Origin of the sequence: Paenibacillus psychroresistens (assembly GCF_009728935.1) — a bacterium.
Lineage (GTDB): Bacteria > Bacillota > Bacilli > Paenibacillales > NBRC-103111 > Paenibacillus_AC > Paenibacillus_AC psychroresistens.
In genome coordinates, this window is sequence record NZ_CP034235.1 from 3266586 (window position 1) to 3287381 (window position 20796).

Sequence of the window (20796 nt, forward strand, 5' to 3'; positions counted from 1 at the left end):
GGATGATCATTCTCATAGTTCAAGGCGTCTCTATCGAAGATAGAAACGCCTTGAACTATTTTTTATAGGATATTTAAATTACTTATTAATGGTTGAAGAGTCCAAAGATGCCTGCATAAGCTCAATGTATCGTTTTATGTTCAGCGCATCTAAGCCCTTCACATAAGCATCCCAATCCTTATCCAGATTCTTCGCGCCTGTTACGAACTGCAGGGCGTTCTGATCGATGTAGTCCTTAATATTGGTCTGCATCATGTTTACTTCGTCTGCATGGGTGGGATCAACCCACAGAGCCCAATGAGGGAAGACTTCCTTCGCTTCTTTACCGTCGTATAATTTTGTAGCTTGGAACAAACGGCGTTCATAACCATCTGCGCCATATATGTCAGTGCCTTGAACTTGGGCGTCACGCATGGCTTTATATTGGTTGTATTGAGCCATAGGGCCCCACATATCATTTCGTGGCGATTCGCCCTTTTCTAAAGCTATTGTTGCATATTGTGCCTGAATTTGATCGTTTAATGCAATTTCACTAGCATTTGGTTTGCGCCAGCTTTTTCCCTCTTCGCCAAAGATGCCATCAATGGATCCCTCATCCGTATATAGATAATCCAGCATCTTAATGGCAGCAATTTGTACTTCACTGCTAGCCTTGTTAGTCAAAACGAAGGTTGCTCCAGGATCGATAGGGTAGTTGTAGGTTGCATAGTCGGTATGAGGGCCTTGTAAAGGTGCAACCGGATTGTAATCCTTAACGTATGGAGCAGTAGCCGCTGATTCAACGAAGATCCAAGGATGCATACCTGCGCCAGCACCGAGAATCTGGACATCAGCATTGTCACCAATTTTTTTGAATGCCTCCGCATTTTGGCTGAATGCACCTGGATCAATTAGTCCTTCGCTGTACATGGATTTAATAAAAGCCAAGCCTTCTTTCCATTCTGCCTTATTGGCAGCTGTGTCGACTTTTCCATCTTTTAAGAGGAGGTATGTTCTATCGTCATCATAGATAAATCCATTCATGAAATAAGGAATGACGTGCACGCCGTATGCCTCGGTGGAACCACTTAATGGAACTTCATCCGCTTTACCGTTGCCGTTTGGATCTTTCGTTTTGAATGCTTCCAAGACTTTTTTGAAATCTTCAATTGTCTTAGGCTCAGGCAGCTTGAGCTTTTCCATCCAATTGCTGTTCAGCCACATTTTGTTTGGATAGGAACAGTGGTAGCACTCATTCAAGCCTGTTAAGCCATAAATTTTGCCATCTGGAGCGGTATTCATGGCTTTATAATATTTGTTGCCATCGAGGGCTTTTTTGATATTCGGTCCATATTGATCGATTAAATCATTCAGTGGAAGGATGACGCCTTGTTCGCCAAACTTTAAGAGATCCGTCTGTGAGAAGCGATCTACCCATGGAATGAGCAAATACAGATCCGGATAATCACCTGATGCAAGCGAGATTTGTCTTTTCTCAGCTGCTCCATCAAAAGGTACCGTTGTCCAGTCAAAATGGATGTTGAATTTATTTTCAATGATTTTGGTGAATTTGTTCGTTTTCAGGTCGGTATCTTTGTCTTGTTGAGCGAATACTTTGATGGATACAGGTTTTCCAGCGGGTGCGACCGTTACTGCTGGTGCTTTAGTAGTGCTGCTGGCAGCTTCTGTGCTGACTGCTTTCGTGTCCTCATTTTTAGAGGAAGTACATCCTGCTAATACAATGCTGAGCATGAAGATACTTGAGAGAACGACAATTAATGGTTTTTTCAAAATAACCTCTCCTTTTTCATCTTTTTTCAATTGTGAAGCTCCATTCAGTTCTACTAAGAACTACATAGTCATCCCCCCTTAATAGAATTCACTTCAGTCTGGCTATTGCATTAAAGATCAGCCTTTTACAGATCCGATCAGCATACCTTGTACAAAATACCGCTGAACGAACGGATAAATAACAAGCACAGGCAAGCTTGCCACCACAATTAAAGCGTATTTCATCAGATTCACCATTTGCTGACGCTTTACCATATCACTCGCATCCAAGTTGCTGGTTGTTCCGTTATTGAGGATAAGAATACTCCGGAGAATGAGCTGAAGTGGATAAAGCCGTTGCGTCTTCAAAAAGATAAGAGCGTCGAAATAGGCATTCCATTGGCCGACTGCGTACATCAATGCGAGTACAGCGATAATTGGTTTGGCTAGCGGTATAATGATTCTGAATATGAACCCAATGTCACTGCAGCCGTCAATTTCAGCTGCTTCCGATAATTCTTCGGGTATGGACATCTGGAAGAATGTCCTAGCTATAATGACTTGCCATACCCAGATGGCATTGGGGATCAGTAGTGCCCAGCGGGTGTCGATTATCCCCACCGATTTCACAACAAGATAAGTCGGGATCAGACCACCTGAAAACAGCATGGTTATGGTAATGAAGATCATCAAAACACTGCGCCCGAAAAAGGTCCTTTTGGACAGTGGGTAAGCGATCATGATGGTAAGAGAAACGCTAATCAGCGTTCCGCATATCGTGTAGAAAAAGGAATTTGCATAACCACTAAGGACTTGATTGTTATTAATGACTGCCCAATAGCCGTCAAAGGTAGGATTGACTGGCCATAGCCATACTTTCCCTGAGGATACTGCGGCAGGGCTGCTTAAGGACGAGCTTATAATAAATACAAGAGGATACAGAACAGTGATCAGGATCACAGTTAGAATAGTATAGGTTATGGTTAGGAACACTCGGTCTCCGAATGATTCCTTAATTTTGATATTCCTTGGAATTGCAGTATTTTTATCCTTATTTGGCTTGGCGGTAATCATTGCATTTCCTCCCTTAATTAGGAATTACCATAAACTGCTGCTGGAAATACGCTTTGCGGTTGAATTGACTACCAATAAAAGAAGCAGATTGATTACCGAGTTGAATAAGCCGACTGCCGTTGCAAAACTATAGTTGGCGTTCAACAAACCTATTTTGTAAACATAGGTGGATATAATCTCTGATGTGGATAGATTAAGTGGATTCTGGAGCAGATACATTTTCTCAAACCCAACAGCCATGATGCTGCCCACACTCAGGATCAGGATGATAACGGCTGCAGGCATAATACCTGGTAAATCTACATTGAGAATTTTCTTGAATCGAGAAGCCCCGTCTACCTTTGCTGCCTCGTATAAAGATGGATCGATGCCAGCCAAGGCGGCCAGATAGATGACTGCCGAGTATCCCATGGTTTGCCAAACATCCGAGAAGACATATATCGATCTGAACATTCCCGCTTCTCCCAAATAGTTGATGGATTCAAATCCAAATGAATTGGCGATTAAGTTTACGATACCCAATCTTGGGGAGAGGAACAGCATGACTACGGAAACCATAACAACAGTGGAAATAAAATAGGGGGCGTAAGTTACAAGCTGTACCACTTTTTTAAATCTAATATTCTTAACTTCATTCAATGCAAGCGCTAACAATATAGGAATCGGAAACCCAACAGCGAGCTGATAAAAGGAAATATACAAGGTATTCTTGATTAATGTCTTAAAAGCGGGGTTGCTAAAAAACAGATCGAAGTACTTGGTACCGACCCAGGGGCTTCCCCAAATTCCTTTTATCACATTGTAGTTTTTAAATGCCAGCACCGCGTTGGCCATCGGTAAATACTTAAAAATAATGAAATAAGCAATCGGTGGGAGAACTAGCAAGTATAATTGCCAGTGTCTTTTTAAACTTCTAATTGCTGCTGCCCGTAAGGCAGCTATCTTTCTGTTAGTTGTAGCTGTTTTAACATTTGAAATGGCATTACTCAGAGTAACTCCCCCTAACCCGGCTAGTGTGAAATACGAAATGGAAACGTTTTCTTCGTGGTTTTATCTTATGCCTTTGAAATAATTACCGTAAAGGTACACTTCAAAAATCCACCGTACACTTTAAGCATAACGTTCAAAAACGTTTATGCAGCAACGTTTTAAGCTTATTAACAAGTTAAAAGCCCATCATAAGATGGGCTGCCCTATCAATCTAATGTTTGCCGAAAGGAGCTTGGGGAAATACCTTTGATTCGTTTGAAGGCTCTCCTAAATGAGTGTGCACTGTTATAACCGACATTTAATGAAATCTCATCAATCGTTAATTGGTTTTCAAGCAATAATTCTGCCGCTTTTTTAATTCGGACAAGCTCCAGATATTCGGACAGATGCTCACCAGTTTGCTCCTTAAACAATTGCGAGATATATTTTTCTGGTTTGCCAACCATCTCAGCGATTCGATACAGTGTCAGCTCTGGATCCGGATAATGTTCTTTGATGTGCCGGAAAACGGCGTATACAGTCTCGTTACGAATATCGGACTCTTTCTTGACGATATCATCGCAAATTTCCCGGATAAACGTTTCGAATATAAGCCTGTGTTGTGCGACACCTTCCATTGGATGGACATGCACGACGTGGTTTTTAATTTTTTCAGCCAAAGCTTCATTATGAAATATTCTCTGCTCGATTGATTTCAGCAATGTCCCTTTCAACTCGATGATGAACTGCTGGGTCATCTCATAGCTCAGGTCTCGCTCTTCAAAATTTCGTGAGAACAGCAGCGCCATAATACGCCGCCCTTCCTCATATTCCCCGGCTTTAAGCGTATTTAACAGTCGCTGTTCGTATTCAATGGGATAGTAATACATAGCTGTTTCATGAATAGTATCCTGATAATGAGTAATGCCATCTGCACCAATATATAGCCCATATTCCAGAGCATTCTGTGCCTCATTGAAAGAGCGGCTCATGTCGTACAACACGCTGTACTTCGAACCCATGCCAATGCTGATGGATAGAAGATATTGCGTATAGATCGAATTCAGCAGTTTAAGTAGACCCGCTTCACTTGAATGGATTATATCAATAGAAGCTTCATTAACCTGGGGAAACACGACAGCAATCTTATCGGAACCCAGATCAGTGACGAGTAGATCAGAATCCATTTCCAGAAGTGCCTGCTTTATTATTAAACGCGCCACACTTAGCTCTTGAAGAATATCTTCGCTATCCATGCCACCGTATCCGTTGATTTTCAGAAGTGCTACGTAGCCTTGATCTCCTCGGACAACGATGTCGATTTGCGAAGAGACCGCTTCGATTTCACGTAATGAATAGAATTCACCAACTAGAAGCCGCTTTATAAAGGCGTCACGCAGCAGCGGCAGCTGATCATTCAGCTCTTTCTCTAGCAATTTATTGTTGACGATCAAATTCGTGATGTTGCCCGCAAGAAAATCATATTCATTATTAGAGTTACTAGAGTTACTAGAGTTAGGGTAGTCCTGCTCGCGAAATACAGTCAGCAGCCGATGGATTGGCTTACTACTCCTATATGCCAGAAGCAGCCCGATTAATAAACCTAGTATGGAGGCTGTAATCAGAAGAGTGCTTGTCACCCGCTTGATCATTCTCGCCTTATCCATAAATGCCTCTTTAGGTAATCCCGCTGTATAAAGCCATCCATTGAGATCAGAGCGTATAGAAATCAACAGCTTGCCATTAACAAAACGGCTGGTATCTCCAGCTAAACCAGTGGGAATCTCAGAGGTTGGGTTTAATCCTGTTTCTTCAAATCCATTGGAGTAAATCGTTTCTCCATTATTATCGGTAATCCTTGCCCAACCGCCGTATTGCTGGACAATTTTGTTGAGTGTTTCCCCAATTTTTGCCTCATTGATCACAACGGAAACCATTGCCTGTGGATTGCTGAAGCTGTTTATAGGAAGTGATTGCAAGAATGTAATGGACGAGGATTTGCGAGGTGCGGTATTGCCATCATTCCGTGTATAAGTACGCAGCGGAATAATTTCATTGAAATGGGTTTTATTTAACAAGTTAGTTTTCCAGTTAGAAAATGACATGTCGGCGAATTGGTTCAGCTCATAAAAGTGTTCAGGACGAACAAAAACGGAGCTCGGCGTGATAATTAAGTTGTAATTCTTTATATAGATAAAGAAATTGGATAGATAATCGTTCGTATTGCTATAGTTGGCCAGATTACGCTGCATGCGTCTTACACCATAAACGTTATTGGGGTCGAATGGCTTTGGATCTACGATCAGTTGATTTAACTCCTCGTTGATAGCTAGCTGTTTGGTGAATCCTCGCACCTCCATGAGCCTCTGTTCCAATATTTGCTTGCTGAGATTCAGGTTCATTATACTGTTCTCGATGGAGCTGGATTCCGCAACGTCAATAGATGACCGATATGCTGCGTAACCAGCGATGAGCGGAATGATCAAAACAATTAAATAGGAAATTAGGAATCTTTGATAAACTGGCGAGAAGCTCGCCCATTTTCTATGCATAGGCTCCCCCTTAGACAAATAGAGTTTGCAGTTAATTATAGCCGATTTTCCGTTATTAAAAAGGTGATGTACCAAATATTCTCCAAAAAGGCTTGAAAATTACTAAAAATTGCTTAGAAATACCAATAAAAACTTAGAAATTACCTATTGTTAAAAAAATCTTGATTTTATAATAGGAGCATACTGGATTTTAATGTAAAAAATATGAGGTTTAAAGCGAAGCAGGAACTTGAGCTTGTTAGCACGAGACATAATTTGAATAGTGGTAAAGAGCTGGCGGCTTAAAGGTAATTATTCGTATTGAAATGAAAGGAGCCTAGAATATGTACAAGCTTTTGATAGTGGACGATGAGCCGATCGTAGTGGACATGCTGGTGGAATCGTTTATGGATATGATGCGAGAAGAGGTTGAAGTCTATAAAGCATACTCTGCTAACCAAGCGCTTGCTTGGCTGGACCAATTTAAATTCGATATTGTGCTGTCGGATATTAAAATGCCGGAAATGAATGGACTGCAGCTGCTGGATTGTATTCAATATCACACATCCTACGCCAATAAATCGGTATAGGGTGTGTTTTTTAGCTATCAATAAGTGCTTTATCGCAAAATTGCTGAGAAAATGCAAATGAATCCTCTTATTTTACATATCAAAGTGGAAAATTCTAAGTGTATAATACCAACATGAAAGCGGATTCACATGTGAAAGGAGTGAGCGCAATGAAGCTTAAGGTCTCGATAGTAGCCTTCAGTTTATGTGTAGTGGTGATATGGCTAGTTTCGTTTCTTGCAGGTAATGGAACTAAGGATCCCCACATAATCGCTGAATATAAGGGAGGGACAATTGGTGAGCAGGAGCATGTGGAGTATCAGAATATTATGCAGTTCTTTACCCCTGGGGTTAGCCAACAATTAACCGAATCTGAATATATGAAAAAGCTGCTCATGGAGCACATCGCCTACAAAGTTATGGAGGAACGAGGCAGATCAATCACCCAACAAAGCCAAACTACCGTAGCAAAAGCACAATGGGACACTTTTAAAAAACAATACGAGATAAGCTTTAGCTTTAACGGCGAAAGCTTGCAGCAAAGGTTGAGCAAGCTGCATCTTAGTGAGGCCGTTCTGACGGGATATATCGAGGGACAAATCTACGGAAGCTTGTATTTAAAAAGTACCCTGGATCAGAAAGCACTGGAAAATGATTATAAGCTGAATGCTTCGTTGCATAATTACGACATGTTCGATGTCAGCCAAATCCAGATTTCGTTTAAACCGGATGGACTTAAGCCGAGAACAAGTGAGGAGGCGCTGAAGCGGGCTAAAGAAGTGATTGCTAAGTTGAAGGCAGATGAGGACTTTTCCATGCTCACTCAGCAATATTCGGATGATCCCAGTCTTCAAACAAACGGAGGTCAATATCTCAACACCCCGATTTATGGACTAGACTCGGATATTAAACAAGCCATTCTTGATTTACCGCTTCGTCAAATCAGTCAACCGCTGCCTGCTGAAAGCGGCTATTACATCATACGAGTCGATAAGCGATCTACCCAAACGTACGAAGAATCGATGGAGGCTTTAATGAACGAGAGAGTACAGGCTGCTTATACAGACTTCATTGCCAAAGAGCTTTCTGGCTTAATTATTCAAATGAATCCACAATAAAAAATATTCGAGAGGAGGCGATACTTGAGAGCGTGAGAGGTTCTCACTGAAAGTGATAGTGGATGGCGGCACGATACTATTATAAACGGAGGTAATCAAATGAAGAAAAAATCATCAAAAGTACTTTCACTTGTCACAGCCTTAATACTGTTGTTCCCTGCAATAGGCTCTGCGGCAAATCCAGTAATGACTGTCAATATGGGGGCGAGCACAGGTGCGCCACTTCATGGAGCAACAGGCTTTCTCTATGGTCTGAAGGACAGCACTACGCTGCCTGACTCAACATTGACTGGCTTGAACAGCCTTGACATGACAGGGCAAATGGCGCCTGGCGGTCTACAGCATGCAGGGGGCGATGCCTTTAATGTGGCTAATCAATGGTTCAGAACAGGTGGAAAATTCATTCAAATCTACATGCAGGATATTTATGCGCAATGGCCTTATCCGGTTAATTTTACAGACTATTTAAGTAAAGTTACGACAATTGCCAATCAAGTCAAGAATAATGCAAATCGCAGTAAGTTTCTCTATGTACCTTTTAACGAACCGGATTGGATCTGGTATGGCACATCTGGAACCAAGCTGACTAATTTTAAAAATGATTGGAAAACGGTTTACCAGAAAATTCGCTCCATTGACTCTACTGCAAAAATCGTCGGTCCGAATTTTGAACACTACAACAGTGCGGCATACCGAGATTTCTACACATTTGCGAAAGCGAACAACGTACTGCCTGACTACACATCTTGGCATGAGCTAGATGATACGACCAGCACCTATTACAATAGCTACAACGATTATAGGGATATCGAAAATGATCTTGGCATTTCAGATCGTCCTATATCCATTAATGAGTATGGTAAAGTGGCAGAACTAGGCGTTCCCGGAAAAATGATTCAGTATATGGCCCGCTTTGAAAGTACCAAGGTACATGGCGGTATGTCATTCTGGTTCCCAGAAGGAAGATTGGATGAGCTATTGACGGCCAGCTACCAGAAAGCCGGTTCCTGGTATATGTATCAATGGTATGGTGGTTTTACAGGAAACACGATTCAAGTCACACCACCAAGCCAGAATGGCGCCATGCAAGGAACTGGTTTCTATGATAGCAGCAGAAAGCTATCGGCCACTATCTTCGGCGGAGGCAGCGGTAGTCTTGATATCAAATTGACTAATATTCCAACAATCATGCAGACAAGTGGTAAAACGAGAATTCAAGTATGGGGTGTAAACAATTCAAATGGGGGAACCTCAGCAGGAACCTATCAATTATCCAATGCGTTGTATACGGTAAGTGGGGGAGCGATTACGATCACGGTGAATAGCCTTAACGCTTCGTCGGCTTACCAAATTGTAGTTCTGCCTAGCTAATTAAATAATCTTATAGAGGTGAGGCCTGTCCGATTATCGGGCAGGTCTTTTCGTACATATAAGCAAATAACCATTAAAATCATTTTTTATTACCACATCTACATACAATACTCCATATTCGTTAATAACAAAATTCGACTATGATCAATAGGAGTATCTAATTGTACTTAGCTAATTAATCTGGGGGAGTGTTCAACATGTTTGCATTCATCGAAGTTTTTAGTCAATTACCTCGCAGAGTTAAAATTCGTACCCGATTAATTGTTGCTTTTATCGTCATATCCTTGATTCCGTTGTCTATTATTGGTTATATTGCTTATCAGAAATCGAGTAGTGCCATGGAATCCAAAATTACATCGTATTCCATGGAGTTAGTCAAACAAATGAGTCGAAATCTCAATGCCCAGCTGCAGAAAATGGATACCTCAGCTAAGGAAATTCAAATCTCGCAGTTTGTACAAGAGGGGATTCCAAGCTTGGATAGCTTAGATGAACTTAGTCATTTAGAGATGACCCGTAAATTCGATGAATTGTTTAAAAGCAAAATATCAACGAGTCCCTATATAACTAATATAATCATAGAAACGGGTAAAGAGAAGCCAATTGGCAGTGTGCAATTGCAGAACGAAGTCATCACGAAGGAAAGTAATGAGCTTCTAGCCACACAGATGAAGTCCCATCCGAACCAGCTTGCCGTCCGGTTGCTTAAAGTTGCTGATGGCTCAAATCAATTGGTTGCAGCTAGGAATGTCAACTCCACGACAACCGGTGAATATTTGGGCCGAGTTGAGATGTTCATTAAACCATCGCTATTTACGGACTATATTAAGGATGTTAATTTCGGTGATGGTTCAACGATTGTTATTCTTGACTTACAAGGGAAGATAATAGCAAGTAAAGATGGGCAATTTAAATTAGGCGAGGTTTATAAAGAGCCTGAGCTGATTAAAGATCTTGGCGGCTCGGAGCCAATTTTCTCGGCTTCCGTTGATGGTGTGGAGCAGCTTGTTGCCTCTACAATAATTGAGGGTACCGATTATAAGCTTGTCGCTGCTATTCCTTATTCGTATCTAAACTCGGAATCTAATAGTCTTCGAAATATCATTGTGATTGTAGCTATCCTTTGTTTTATTAGCGCATTGCTGCTTGCTTACGTGATTACCAATGGCATTGCCTTACCATTAAATCGACTCGTTAATATGATGAGTGAAGCAAAGGGAGGAAACCTAGCTTATTCGATTAAAGACATCGGCAAAGATGAAATTTCTGCTGTAATCTCTAATTTCAATGACATGGTGCGTAATATTAGCTTGCTGATTATGCAAGTGAACTCCTCCACTACTAATGTCTTAAAGAGTGCAGAAGAAATTACAATCTCGGCAAAACGATCGCATTCTACATCTGTTCAAGTAGGAGCGACTATTGAGCAAATTGCTGTGGGGTCTTCTCAACAGGCTGAAGATATCGCTGAAGGAGTTAATGCCTTATTCACTCTTTCAGAACATATTAACCGAGTGGAAGAAGGCAACGAAGATGTAATTAAGATCGTCTCTAGTACTAAGCAAGTCAGTGAGAATGCACTTGTTTCCGTGAAGTCGTTAAAAGATAAAGCTGTTCAAACCAATTCCGTATCTGTGAAAATCATTAGCGATATTAATAATTTAAGTAAGGATATCAACGAGATTCAGAAGATTACTGAAATGCTATCTGGACTTTCGAGCCAGACGACGATTCTTTCCTTAAATGCTTCCATTGAAGCGGCAAGGGCTGGACAAGCTGGAAGAGGTTTTGCTGTTGTTGCCAATGAGGTCAAGAAGCTGGCAACTCAGTCTACAGAATCATCTAAATTAATCAACGCAATCATTACTCGCATTAAAAGCAAGATGGAATCAACGGTGAAGGATGCGAATAGCGCAAGCTCGATCCTTACAGAGCAGATGGATGCGGTAAGGGAAACGGAGGATTCATTCAAGACAATCTTGAATACCATGAGTGTAGTTTCCGATGGTATTGAGGGAATGAGTGATTCGATTGAAAGAATGGTTACTTCACGTGAAGCAGCAACTGGGACCATCGAGAATATAGCAGCTGTTGCTGAAGAAACGGCTGCTACAACAGAAGAAGTAGCCGCATCCATTCAAGAGCAGATCGCGGAATCCGAAACCTTGACAGAATTGGCGACAGATTTGCAGCAATTAGCTGACAATTTAGGACAAGCTATAGCTAAATTCAAGATTGAGATCAACTAGTTTAAAGCCAAAATCCCGTGTAACCATATCGTAAGTGAGCTATAATAGAGCAAAAGTCTCAAGGGGGTTAACCGATGAAATTATTAGGGAAACTTCAGAATATGAGAATTAGGAACAAGATTTTTATTATCTATATTCCGCTAATTCTATTACCGCTTTTTATTGTGATTTATACAAGCAACCATATTCTAACGAGTTCCATCTTTGGCAAAACCCAGAAAAATATCCACGATGAATCCAAACTAATTACGACAAGAATTGCAGGCATTTTGTCCAACGCGAACATTTACATTAACATCTTGACGATTGAAATTAATAATATTTATGAAGAGAATAATATAACAAGCAATGATCCTGTTGAACTAGTCAAATCAAGCAATCAAATTCATAATGCAATTGCTTACCATACCCAGCTATTTCAAGAAATTGATTATGCTGCTTTTATTGATATCAATTCACGAGTTATCAGTCCAGCTGCTAGCAGCGGTGATTTCATTGGTCTTTTTAACAAGGATATCATGAAGACGCTTCAGAAGAATAAAACGACATCAAATGTATGGTTCGCTATGCAAAAACGTGATTATTTAGTAAACGATAGCAATAGGCCTATTATTACGTTAGGCAAACGAGTGGTATCAACAGAAACGGGACAAACTCTGGGGTTTCTTATTGTTAATATTAATGAGGATACCATTTCGTCTATTTTCCCTGCGATATCTTCGAGCAGTAAAGGGTATTTCATAGTCGATCAGCAGGGTATAGTCGTTTCTTCTAGTCATAATGAGGACGTTTTGAAGCCCGCAGGTGACAATGAATTAATTCAATGGATGCATGATGGTGATACCGTTCATAAAGAGGTTGAAATTAAGGGGGAATTGAATTTACTTACCCAAAATACCATCGAGGGCTTTGACTGGAAGCTGATTAACCAAATTCAAGTCAGTGAACTGACACATGATACGTATGTAAACACATTGGTTATAGTAGGTGTTGGCGTTATTTGTATCGGGATAGCTTTTCTAAGCGTATTCTTCTTATCCAAGCTTATTGCTAATCCGATCATTAAGCTGACTAGATTAGCTAAAGAGGTCAAACGTGGTAATTTGGACGTTACCTTCAAATCGGAAGCGAGTGACGAGGTTGGTATTCTTGCCTCCGTTTTTGATGCAATGATCGAGAAGGTTAGAGAATTGCTGCGAACCATTAAATCAGAGCAGAAGAAAAAAAGAGAATATGAATTTAATTTGATTCAATCCCAAATCCAACCGCATTTTCTCTACAATACGATCGAAACCATCAATATGTTTATTAGATTGGATATGAAGGAGAATGCGTTAAAAACAACAGAAGCACTTGTAAGCTTCTATAGGATATCCTTAAGTAAAGGAAATAATATTATCCGAATAAAGGAGGAAATCCGCTTAATTGAAAGCTATCTCTCGATCCAAGCATTCCGCTATGTCGATTATATGGACTATACAATCGATATCGATGAGGAGATTCTGGAGTATGATATCCCTAAGCTTACCTTGCAGCCACTTGTAGAGAATGCGATTTATCATGGTCTCAAAATTAAAAATAGCAAAGGGTCTTTGGCTATAAGGGGCTACAGGTCCAATAATTTTATTATTATTGAGGTTCATGATAATGGGGTCGGTATGTCAGCTTCGAAAATTAATGAAATATTGGAGCAGTCGAGTGAATCGAATGATAAGATTAATTTTGGCGTGAGCAGCGTCAGTGACCGCATTAAATTATTCTATGGTGATAATTCTGGGTTGAAAATTGAAAGTGTTCAAGGAGATTTCACGAAAATTACAATCTTTCTGGAAATCAAGGAAATGAAGGTGGATGAATGATGCTGAAAATTCTGATCGTCGATGATGAATTCTATTTTAGAAAGGGCTTTAAAGTTTTATTGCCCTTTGATGAGCTTGGCTTTGAGATCTGTGGAGAGGCGAAAAATGGCGAAGAGGCCCTTCAACTAATCATCGAGCTTAAGCCGGATATTGTTTTTCTTGATATCAATATGCCTATGATGGATGGATTGGAATTAGCGGAGGCTATTAGAAGTAGAGGACTCATGACGACGATAGTATTCCTCACAGGATATAGCGAGTTTTCCTTTGCTCAGCAAGCTATGCAGTTAGGTGTCCAATATTATTTACTCAAGCCTGTGAATGTAGAAGAATTGAAGCTAACTTTATTGTCTATTAAGGAATCGATTGAGAAGGAGTCCAGCTTCAAGCTCGAGGTCGATGGTTTAAAAGCTCAGATTAAAGAGAGCATGACTATTCTCAAGGATAGGTTTGTATATGAATTAATTAAAGGGAATACGATCCTGATGGATGACGAAATTCTCCAAAAGCTGCAGTATTATAAGATCGATCTGGTTTCCTCTTATTATGGGGCGATGATCCTGGAATTGGATGTACAGGACAAATGGAGCGAGGAAGATAAGCAGCTATGGAGATTTGCAGTCGCCAATATTGCAAAAGAAATCCTTACTCAGAACAGGATCTTTGTGTTTCAGCAGGATATTAACGAGCATGTCTGTATGCTGCTGGGTATTGAAGAAGTTTTTTATGTCAATGACTTAGCTAATCTCATCTATGTTTGTGAGCAAATTAAGCAAATCGTCCATAAGCATCTTAAGCTCACGGTGACGATTGGCTTAGGCCATATGTATGCAAGTATTAAGAACGTTTCGGTATCCTATAAAGAGTCGTTTTTTGCGGTAAGGAATAAACTTACGCTTGGTGATAATAATGTGATCGCTTTTTCCAGTGTGAAAGAAATGCAGATTATGAGCAACTTTTATCCCATGGAGCGCAGAGCCGAGATGTTAATGAATATGCGGTTAGGCAACGCAGAAGAGTTAGATGTTCGGATAGCTCTGATTTTTAAAGAGTTCCGAATGAGCAGCATTAGTTTAAATATGCTTTTTGTTATTTGTATAGAGATGGCATCGACTTGCTTTGAGCTGCTTACAGAAACGGGTCAAAATTATCCGCAGTTCTTCCGTGAGAAAATGAATTTAATTGAAGATTTACAGGCTCAGAAGTCGTTGGATGAGATGGAAAAATGGATCAAAGAGCTGTTTGATTCAACCATGCATACAGTTGCTGTCAATAGAAGCAATAAGTCGCAGAAAATTGTCCAATCAGTCAAAAAATACATTGAAGAGAACTATGGAAATGAGAATTTGATGATCACGGAAATCTCCCAAAGCTTATTCATCAACTATGGGCATCTCAGCTATTTATTTAAGAAGGAAACGGGGAAGACAATTAATGATTTCCTAACTGAGTTTAGAATTAACAAAGCTAAAGAGCTTATGGATAAAGGCAATCATTATATTCTTGAAGTTTCTCTTAAAGTAGGCTATTCGGATCAAGGTTATTTCAGCAAATGCTTCAAAAAGTTTTTTGGACAAGCTCCCAGCAAATATATCCATACCATAAAAAACAGATAATATTACAACTTTCACTGATTTTGTTCCATTCCTGTATAGACCTTATTTTAATAGAATAAGAAGTAGCTTAGGAGGAACTAATACTTAAGCTAACATAATCAGAGGGGGAAATTACTCAATGTCCAAGTCTTTTAGAAGATCGGTTTTACTCTTACTCTCCGTTATACTCGTATTTGTAGTAGCAGCTTGCGGAAACGGAAAAGATGAACCAACGGCTTCAGATTCTGCAACAACAGCAGCAACTACAACAGCAACAACAGCAGCGCCAGCAGATAATGCAACAGTTGCACCAACCGATGCACCGAAAGCAGATCCAGTCAAGTATACCCTGAATATTCACTATTCGACAGATGATGAAAAAGATCCAGCCGACTGGGCAATTGCAGAAGTGAAAAAGCAATTTCCAAATGTTTCTTTTGATGTTAGTCCTCAATTAAATGATAATGGAGAATCTTTAAAGGCTCGTATTGCTACTGGCGACTTGCCTGATATATTCTTGATTTCACCATCACATCTTGACGCTGCGATCCAAACAGGTTCTATCTTGGATTTGACTGCTGCATGGAATGCATCTGGTGCTCAATCTAGAATGCAACAAAATGCAATTGATACTCAATTAAAATATAAAGATGGTAAAATTTGGGCGATTCAAGGTGCTGGCGCAGGTATTAATCCACTTTATTACAACAAAAAAGTATTTGCAGACAATGGTGTAAAAGTTCCGACGAACTATCCGGAATTCTTAGCAGCTGTTAAAGCATTTAATGCTAAAGGTATTGTAACGATTCCAATTTTTGCTAAAGAAGCATGGCCGATTGGCGCGTTCTTCGATATGTTCGCAATGCGTGCGAATCCAAAAGGTATGATGGCTCTTAATGATGGCGATATTAAAGCTTCTGATCCTGCGATGGCAGATGCTATCAACAAAATGGCTGAAATCATCAAAGCAGGTGTTTTCCAAAAAGGCGCGACTTCAGCCGATTATGACACAGCACGATCTATATTCCATACTGGTAAAGCAGCAATGCTAGTTAACGGTGAGTGGGATATCGCGGATATGGTTAAAGACGGTATGAACATGGCTGATGTCGACTTTTTGGATGTGTATCCAACTACGGATGCAGGTAAAGAAGACACGAACAAAGAATACAAACCAGGCGGTGCTGAATTAGGTGGCGTTGCAGTATCATCTAAAGTAAAAGATCCTGAATTTGCTCAAAAAGTAGCTATCGCATTTGCTGAGAAGCTTGCTCAATCAGGATATGTGAAAGCAGGACGTATTGATTCAACGTTCAGCTTGGATGGTTTGACTTCAGAATTGCCAATGCAAGAAATGACTAAGAAATTAAAAGAAAACCACCCGCAATACAAAGTTTTAAGCACAGTAGCGCACTCACTTCCTAACAAAAAATTTGCTACTGGTTTCGGCGAATTGCTTCAAAAGCTAGTAGCGGGTCAAAGTGCAGCAGATTTCATTAAAGCAGTAGATGCATTACAAGAAAGCTCGAAATAGTCTAATCAGCATGTAAATCAATTCATCTTAATCGAAGCGCGCTCCGATTGGTTCGGAGCGCGCTTTATCTAAGAAATAAGACTGAAACTTGAGGTGTGATGCTTTATGAAGAGTTTAAGATCTAATCCGGTCGCGACAAGCGTATTCATTCTGCCAGCTCTGCTCACGTTCTCTATCGTCATCACATACCCACTTGTGAGAACGTTGTTTATGAGCTTTTATGATTGGGATGGTCTTCTACCCGGAACGTTTATCGGATTTGATAACTTTATCCGTTTATTCAAAGACGAATTATTCTATGTTTCTCTAAGAAACGGGTTTATTTTCGCGATTATCTTAACTGTCTTTCAATTAGGACTAGGCACGTTTCTCGCCTTAACTTTGATGAACAACAAGACATTTGGCAGGAATACATTACGTAGAGGTTTTTTTATACCCGTCGTTTTATCGGTAACCGTAGTTTGTCAATTGTGGCTGTTCTTGTACAATCCGGAGTTCGGTTTCTTCAATAGAATGTTTGAAGCTTTAGGATTGCAATATAGACAGGATTGGCTATCGAGTTTAGGCGTTTCTTCAATTGTTGCAGTCACGTTTGTTGCCTCATGGCAGTACATGGGCTATCAGCTAGCATTAATTTATGCAGGTGCCAAATCAATTCCTGATTCCTACTACGAGGCAGCAAAAATTGATGGTGCGTCGACCTTTCAAACCCATATGAAAATAACGATTCCTCTGATGGCGGAAACTTATAAAATATGCTTGATCTTTTGTATCAACGGCGGCTTAAATGCATTTGCACATATGCAGATTATGACCAAGGGAGGGCCGGGGACGGCAACCTATTCCATGACTTATATGATGTATAGATCAGCGTTCAAGCTGGATGAATTCGGATATGGCTGCGCAGTTGCTGTCGTTCTCGTTTTGCAGTGCCTGCTAATTACCTATATTGTCAACAAGTACATGGCTCGCGAACGAATCACTTATTAAAGGTGGAACAACATGAAAATGTTAAAGTTAGGTAAGACAGCGATCTTTCAATCGTTCTTATGGATTTATTTTATAATATCCTTGTATCCGTTGATATACATGGTGTTCTTCTCATTGAAGAACAACGAAGAAATTTTCTATACAAATCCAATGGGGCTTCCGTGGAATTTGCGCTTCCATAATTATGTGGAAGCTGTCACGCAATTCGATATTTTGAAGTACTTCAGAAATAGTATTGTTGTCTCAGGTGCTTCGCTTATATTCATTCTGCTCTTCGCCTTGATGTTCTCTTATGCAACGGCTCGCATGGAGTGGAGATTCAAGGGGACTGCTTATGGTTACTTAATCCTTGGCTTATTCATTCCAACGCAAGTGATTCTGATTCCGCTCGCGGTGTTAATACGGGACTTTGGGATTTCTAATACGTATCTTGCCTTGATTATCCCTTATGTCGCTTTTAACTTAGCCTTTTCTAGCTTGATCTTCTTTGGTTTCTTTCGGACCATTCCCATGGAAATCGAAGAATCCGCATTTATGGATGGCGCCAGTATTTATCGGACGTTCGTCCAAATTATGCTTCCGCTAGTTACACCTGCTATCGCGACTGTAACAATCTTCGCTTTCCTCAATGTCTGGAATGAATATCCTTTGGCACTGATTATGATTACTAAAAATGAACTTAAGACATTGCCTACAGGTTTGCTTTCTTTCACGGGCCAATATGCTACAGATTGGGGTGCCACAGGTGCAGCGTTGGTTATTTCAAGTATCCCAATGATTATTCTCTACCTGTTCCTTAGTGAGTCAGTTGAGAAAGCGCTGACTGTTGGCGGGGCGGTTAAAGGTTAATAGGTAGCAAGTAACGCAAATTAATAAATGGTTTTCAACAAACGTGCCCTCATCTTGATCGTGGCGCGTTTGTTGCATTCATTACAGGGAGCTAATAATCATGAAGCGAGATTTCAAGCTTAAACCTCATCCAGCAACCTTCGATTATTTGAAGCAAGACAGCAGAGCAGGCGTTGTATCTAAACGTGGGATGTGCAGTATTCTACCTGCGAACAGGTTCCAGGACGCCTTGATAAGCGCTAACGGAACATTGACCCTGCAAGTATTCGGAGATCCACTAAATGAACGTATTATTTTCAATCATGAACGTTTGATTATTCCAAGGTGGAAGGTAGGGAAAGGTCCAAAACCTCCCCAAATCGCCAAAATTCTACCGGAAGTGCGTCGGCTTGCTTGATTTCCTGACTGGTGAAGTTGGAGTTCGCTGGAGGATGAGCGGGGGCATTATATTCGCCGTGCGTTTGTTTCCAAACCGGATCAGGTCGCTGTACAGCTAATAACCGCACACCAGGCTAGTACGCTGGATTTAAGGCTTCGCTTGGTTACTGATCAAGCGGTGCAAACGGATAGCTGGGAAATGGGCCAATTGCCTGAAAATTTACAGATATCCCGAGATTATTTGCCTGAACGGCTTGTACTGAAAGGACAATACGACGCAGAATTTGGCAGTATTGGCTATGTGGTTGCAACTCGCGTGATCGTCAATGGCGGTAGTTCTTTGATTGAGGGAGAGGAACTGGTTGTTTCTGCAGCGGATTCCGTTTTATTGTTAACCAAGGTTGAGCGGTATGCACATCTTGAGGAAGACAGTGACTCCCAGATGGTTGAAAGTCTGAAGAAGCTGGAAGGGGATTATGACAAGCTGCTGGCTAGGCATGCAGATTTTCATACACCTATTATGCAGCGTTGTGAATTGAAGCTCTCGAGTGGGGAGGATTACTTATTATCGGTTGAGGAACTTTTAGCCCAGCAGCATTCGGATAGTGACCTGTCGTCTGCTTTAGTGGAGAAGCTTTTCGATATGGGGCGTTATTTTCTTCTGACCGACTCTGGTGAAATCCCTCCGGTTGTGGGGCATACGAATATCAATGTCAACCTGCAAGTTTGCTCTGGTAATCTGGCTGATCTTTCAGAAAGCATGGAAGTGTTTTTTTCCTGGGTTGAGGGCATGCTGGAGCAATTCCGCGAGAACGCTAACCATATATTCGGAACGAGAGGGATTGTAGCAGATGTCCATCCGGATGCGGAGAATGGCTATCTGAATCATTATGATTTCAATTGGCCGCATCATTATTGGATATCCGCAGCCGGCTGGCTATACAACGAATTCTGGGGTCATTACCTGATCACAGGAGATAAGAAATTTCTCGAGGAGCGCATTATTCCGGGCTTGAAGGAAATTGCCCTATTCTATGAAGACTTCTTAACGGATTTTGATGAAGACGGCTATCATATCTTCTATCCTTCCTATTCACCAGAAAGCTGGCCAGAGAATACGGGCTGCATGATCTCTATCAACGCGGTCATGGATATTATGGTATGTCGGGAGGTATTGGATAATCTGTTAGACGGTTTGCGAATACTCGGTACGGAGGACGAAAAGATTCCGATCTATGAAGCCATATTGAATAAGCTGCCTCCTTACTTGCTGGATGAAGAAGGGGCATTGAAGGAATGGGCGTGGCCGGGACTTGAAGAGCGTTATAACCACCGGCATGTATCGCATCATTATGATGTCTGGCCTGGAAATGCAATTACATGGGAGAATACCCCGGAGCTGGCTAGAGCGGTGCTCCTGTCCAACCGCAAGCGTGGCCAGCAGGATGACTCAGCCCATGGTATCATACACCGAGCCTTGACGGCTGCGCGCTTGAAGGATTCTACTGATGTATATGCAAATCTAAAACAGTTGCTGGAGCATGGCTTTATCAATACAAGCCTGATGACGAACCATTTTCCTTATCGAGTCTATTTTCCAGATTTAATTGGAGCTCTACCTGCTTGTTTTATCGAAATGCTGATTTATTCCCAGCCCGGCTTAATCGAGCTTTTACCTGCATTACCCCGTGAGATGCCAAAAGGAAGTCTGAGCGGTGTCCGCTGTTTTACTTTTGCTGTAATGAAGAAGTTAGCTTGGAATCTAAATGAAGGTTGGATAGAAGCAGAAATCGTATCACTAGTAGATCAAGAAATATTGATCAAATATCGGCATGGACTTATGGATCTGATCGTAAATGGCAAGGAAAAGGAGCGTTCTATCTTGGGTAATACGTTGAGCTTTACAGCAGGGAAGACTGTCAAGATTGAAATGCGCTTAGTCGGAATATGACCAAATAAGT

The 20796-nt window shown here is 41.0% G+C and carries 15 protein-coding genes; 11 read left to right on the forward strand and 4 right to left on the reverse strand.

The features are described 5' to 3' along the window. Positions 1–78: 78 nt before the first annotated feature. The 4 genes from EHS13_RS14780 to EHS13_RS14795 all read right to left on the reverse strand — a co-directional run bounded on the left by EHS13_RS14780 (position 79) and on the right by EHS13_RS14795 (position 6344). Positions 79–1770: a type 2 periplasmic-binding domain-containing protein gene (locus tag EHS13_RS14780; protein ID WP_193571503.1), complete on the reverse strand. Its 1692-nt coding sequence runs from the start codon at positions 1768–1770 to the stop codon at positions 79–81. A gap of 117 nt (positions 1771–1887) precedes the next feature. After that, positions 1888–2823 (reverse strand): carbohydrate ABC transporter permease, encoded by a 936-nt coding sequence (locus tag EHS13_RS14785; protein WP_155701077.1) that lies wholly within the window; start codon positions 2821–2823, stop codon positions 1888–1890. Positions 2824–2847: 24 nt separating this feature from the next. Continuing rightward, positions 2848–3657: an ABC transporter permease gene (locus EHS13_RS14790; RefSeq protein ID WP_155701078.1), complete on the reverse strand. Its 810-nt coding sequence runs from the start codon at positions 3655–3657 to the stop codon at positions 2848–2850. A gap of 362 nt (positions 3658–4019) precedes the next feature. Beyond that, positions 4020–6344, reverse strand: a complete 2325-nt coding sequence (locus EHS13_RS14795) for a helix-turn-helix domain-containing protein (RefSeq protein WP_155701079.1) — start codon at positions 6342–6344, stop codon at positions 4020–4022. Positions 6345–6667: 323 nt separating this feature from the next. Here EHS13_RS14795 and EHS13_RS14800 point away from each other — a divergent pair, with 323 nt between their 5' ends. The 11 genes from EHS13_RS14800 to EHS13_RS14850 all read left to right on the forward strand — a co-directional run bounded on the left by EHS13_RS14800 (position 6668) and on the right by EHS13_RS14850 (position 20786). Further along, entirely contained in the window at positions 6668–6913 is a 246-nt protein-coding gene (locus EHS13_RS14800) for a response regulator (protein ID WP_155701080.1), read from the forward strand. Between the two features lie 149 nt (positions 6914–7062). After that, entirely contained in the window at positions 7063–8010 is a 948-nt protein-coding gene (locus tag EHS13_RS14805; RefSeq protein ID WP_162463120.1) for a peptidylprolyl isomerase, read from the forward strand. Positions 8011–8109: 99 nt separating this feature from the next. Further along, positions 8110–9381 carry a hypothetical protein gene (locus EHS13_RS14810; RefSeq protein ID WP_155701082.1) on the forward strand — a complete coding sequence of 424 codons (1272 nt, stop codon included), beginning with the start codon at positions 8110–8112 and terminating at the stop codon, positions 9379–9381. A 197-nt stretch (positions 9382–9578) separates the two neighbouring features. After that, complete coding sequence (locus EHS13_RS14815) at positions 9579–11630, forward strand: methyl-accepting chemotaxis protein (protein WP_155701083.1); 2052 nt, start codon at positions 9579–9581, stop codon at positions 11628–11630. 74 nt (positions 11631–11704) lie between these two features. Then, on the forward strand, positions 11705–13489 hold the full coding sequence (locus EHS13_RS14820; protein ID WP_155701084.1) for a sensor histidine kinase: 1785 nt from the start codon (positions 11705–11707) through the stop codon (positions 13487–13489). Beyond that, positions 13486–15105, forward strand: a complete 1620-nt coding sequence (locus EHS13_RS14825; protein ID WP_155701085.1) for a response regulator — start codon at positions 13486–13488, stop codon at positions 15103–15105. Before EHS13_RS14820 ends, EHS13_RS14825 begins: the two co-directional genes overlap by 4 nt. Before the next feature lie 118 nt (positions 15106–15223). Then, positions 15224–16618, forward strand: a complete 1395-nt coding sequence (locus EHS13_RS14830; protein WP_155701086.1) for an ABC transporter substrate-binding protein — start codon at positions 15224–15226, stop codon at positions 16616–16618. 105 nt (positions 16619–16723) lie between these two features. Further along, positions 16724–17608, forward strand: a complete 885-nt coding sequence (locus tag EHS13_RS14835; protein WP_155701087.1) for a carbohydrate ABC transporter permease — start codon at positions 16724–16726, stop codon at positions 17606–17608. 12 nt (positions 17609–17620) lie between these two features. Continuing rightward, positions 17621–18457: a carbohydrate ABC transporter permease gene (locus EHS13_RS14840; protein WP_227013941.1), complete on the forward strand. Its 837-nt coding sequence runs from the start codon at positions 17621–17623 to the stop codon at positions 18455–18457. Between the two features lie 100 nt (positions 18458–18557). Then, complete coding sequence (locus EHS13_RS14845; protein ID WP_155701088.1) at positions 18558–18854, forward strand: glycoside hydrolase family 95 protein; 297 nt, start codon at positions 18558–18560, stop codon at positions 18852–18854. Between the two features lie 51 nt (positions 18855–18905). Beyond that, positions 18906–20786 (forward strand): glycosyl hydrolase family 95 catalytic domain-containing protein, encoded by a 1881-nt coding sequence (locus EHS13_RS14850; protein WP_227014029.1) that lies wholly within the window; start codon positions 18906–18908, stop codon positions 20784–20786. Positions 20787–20796: the final 10 nt, after the last annotated feature.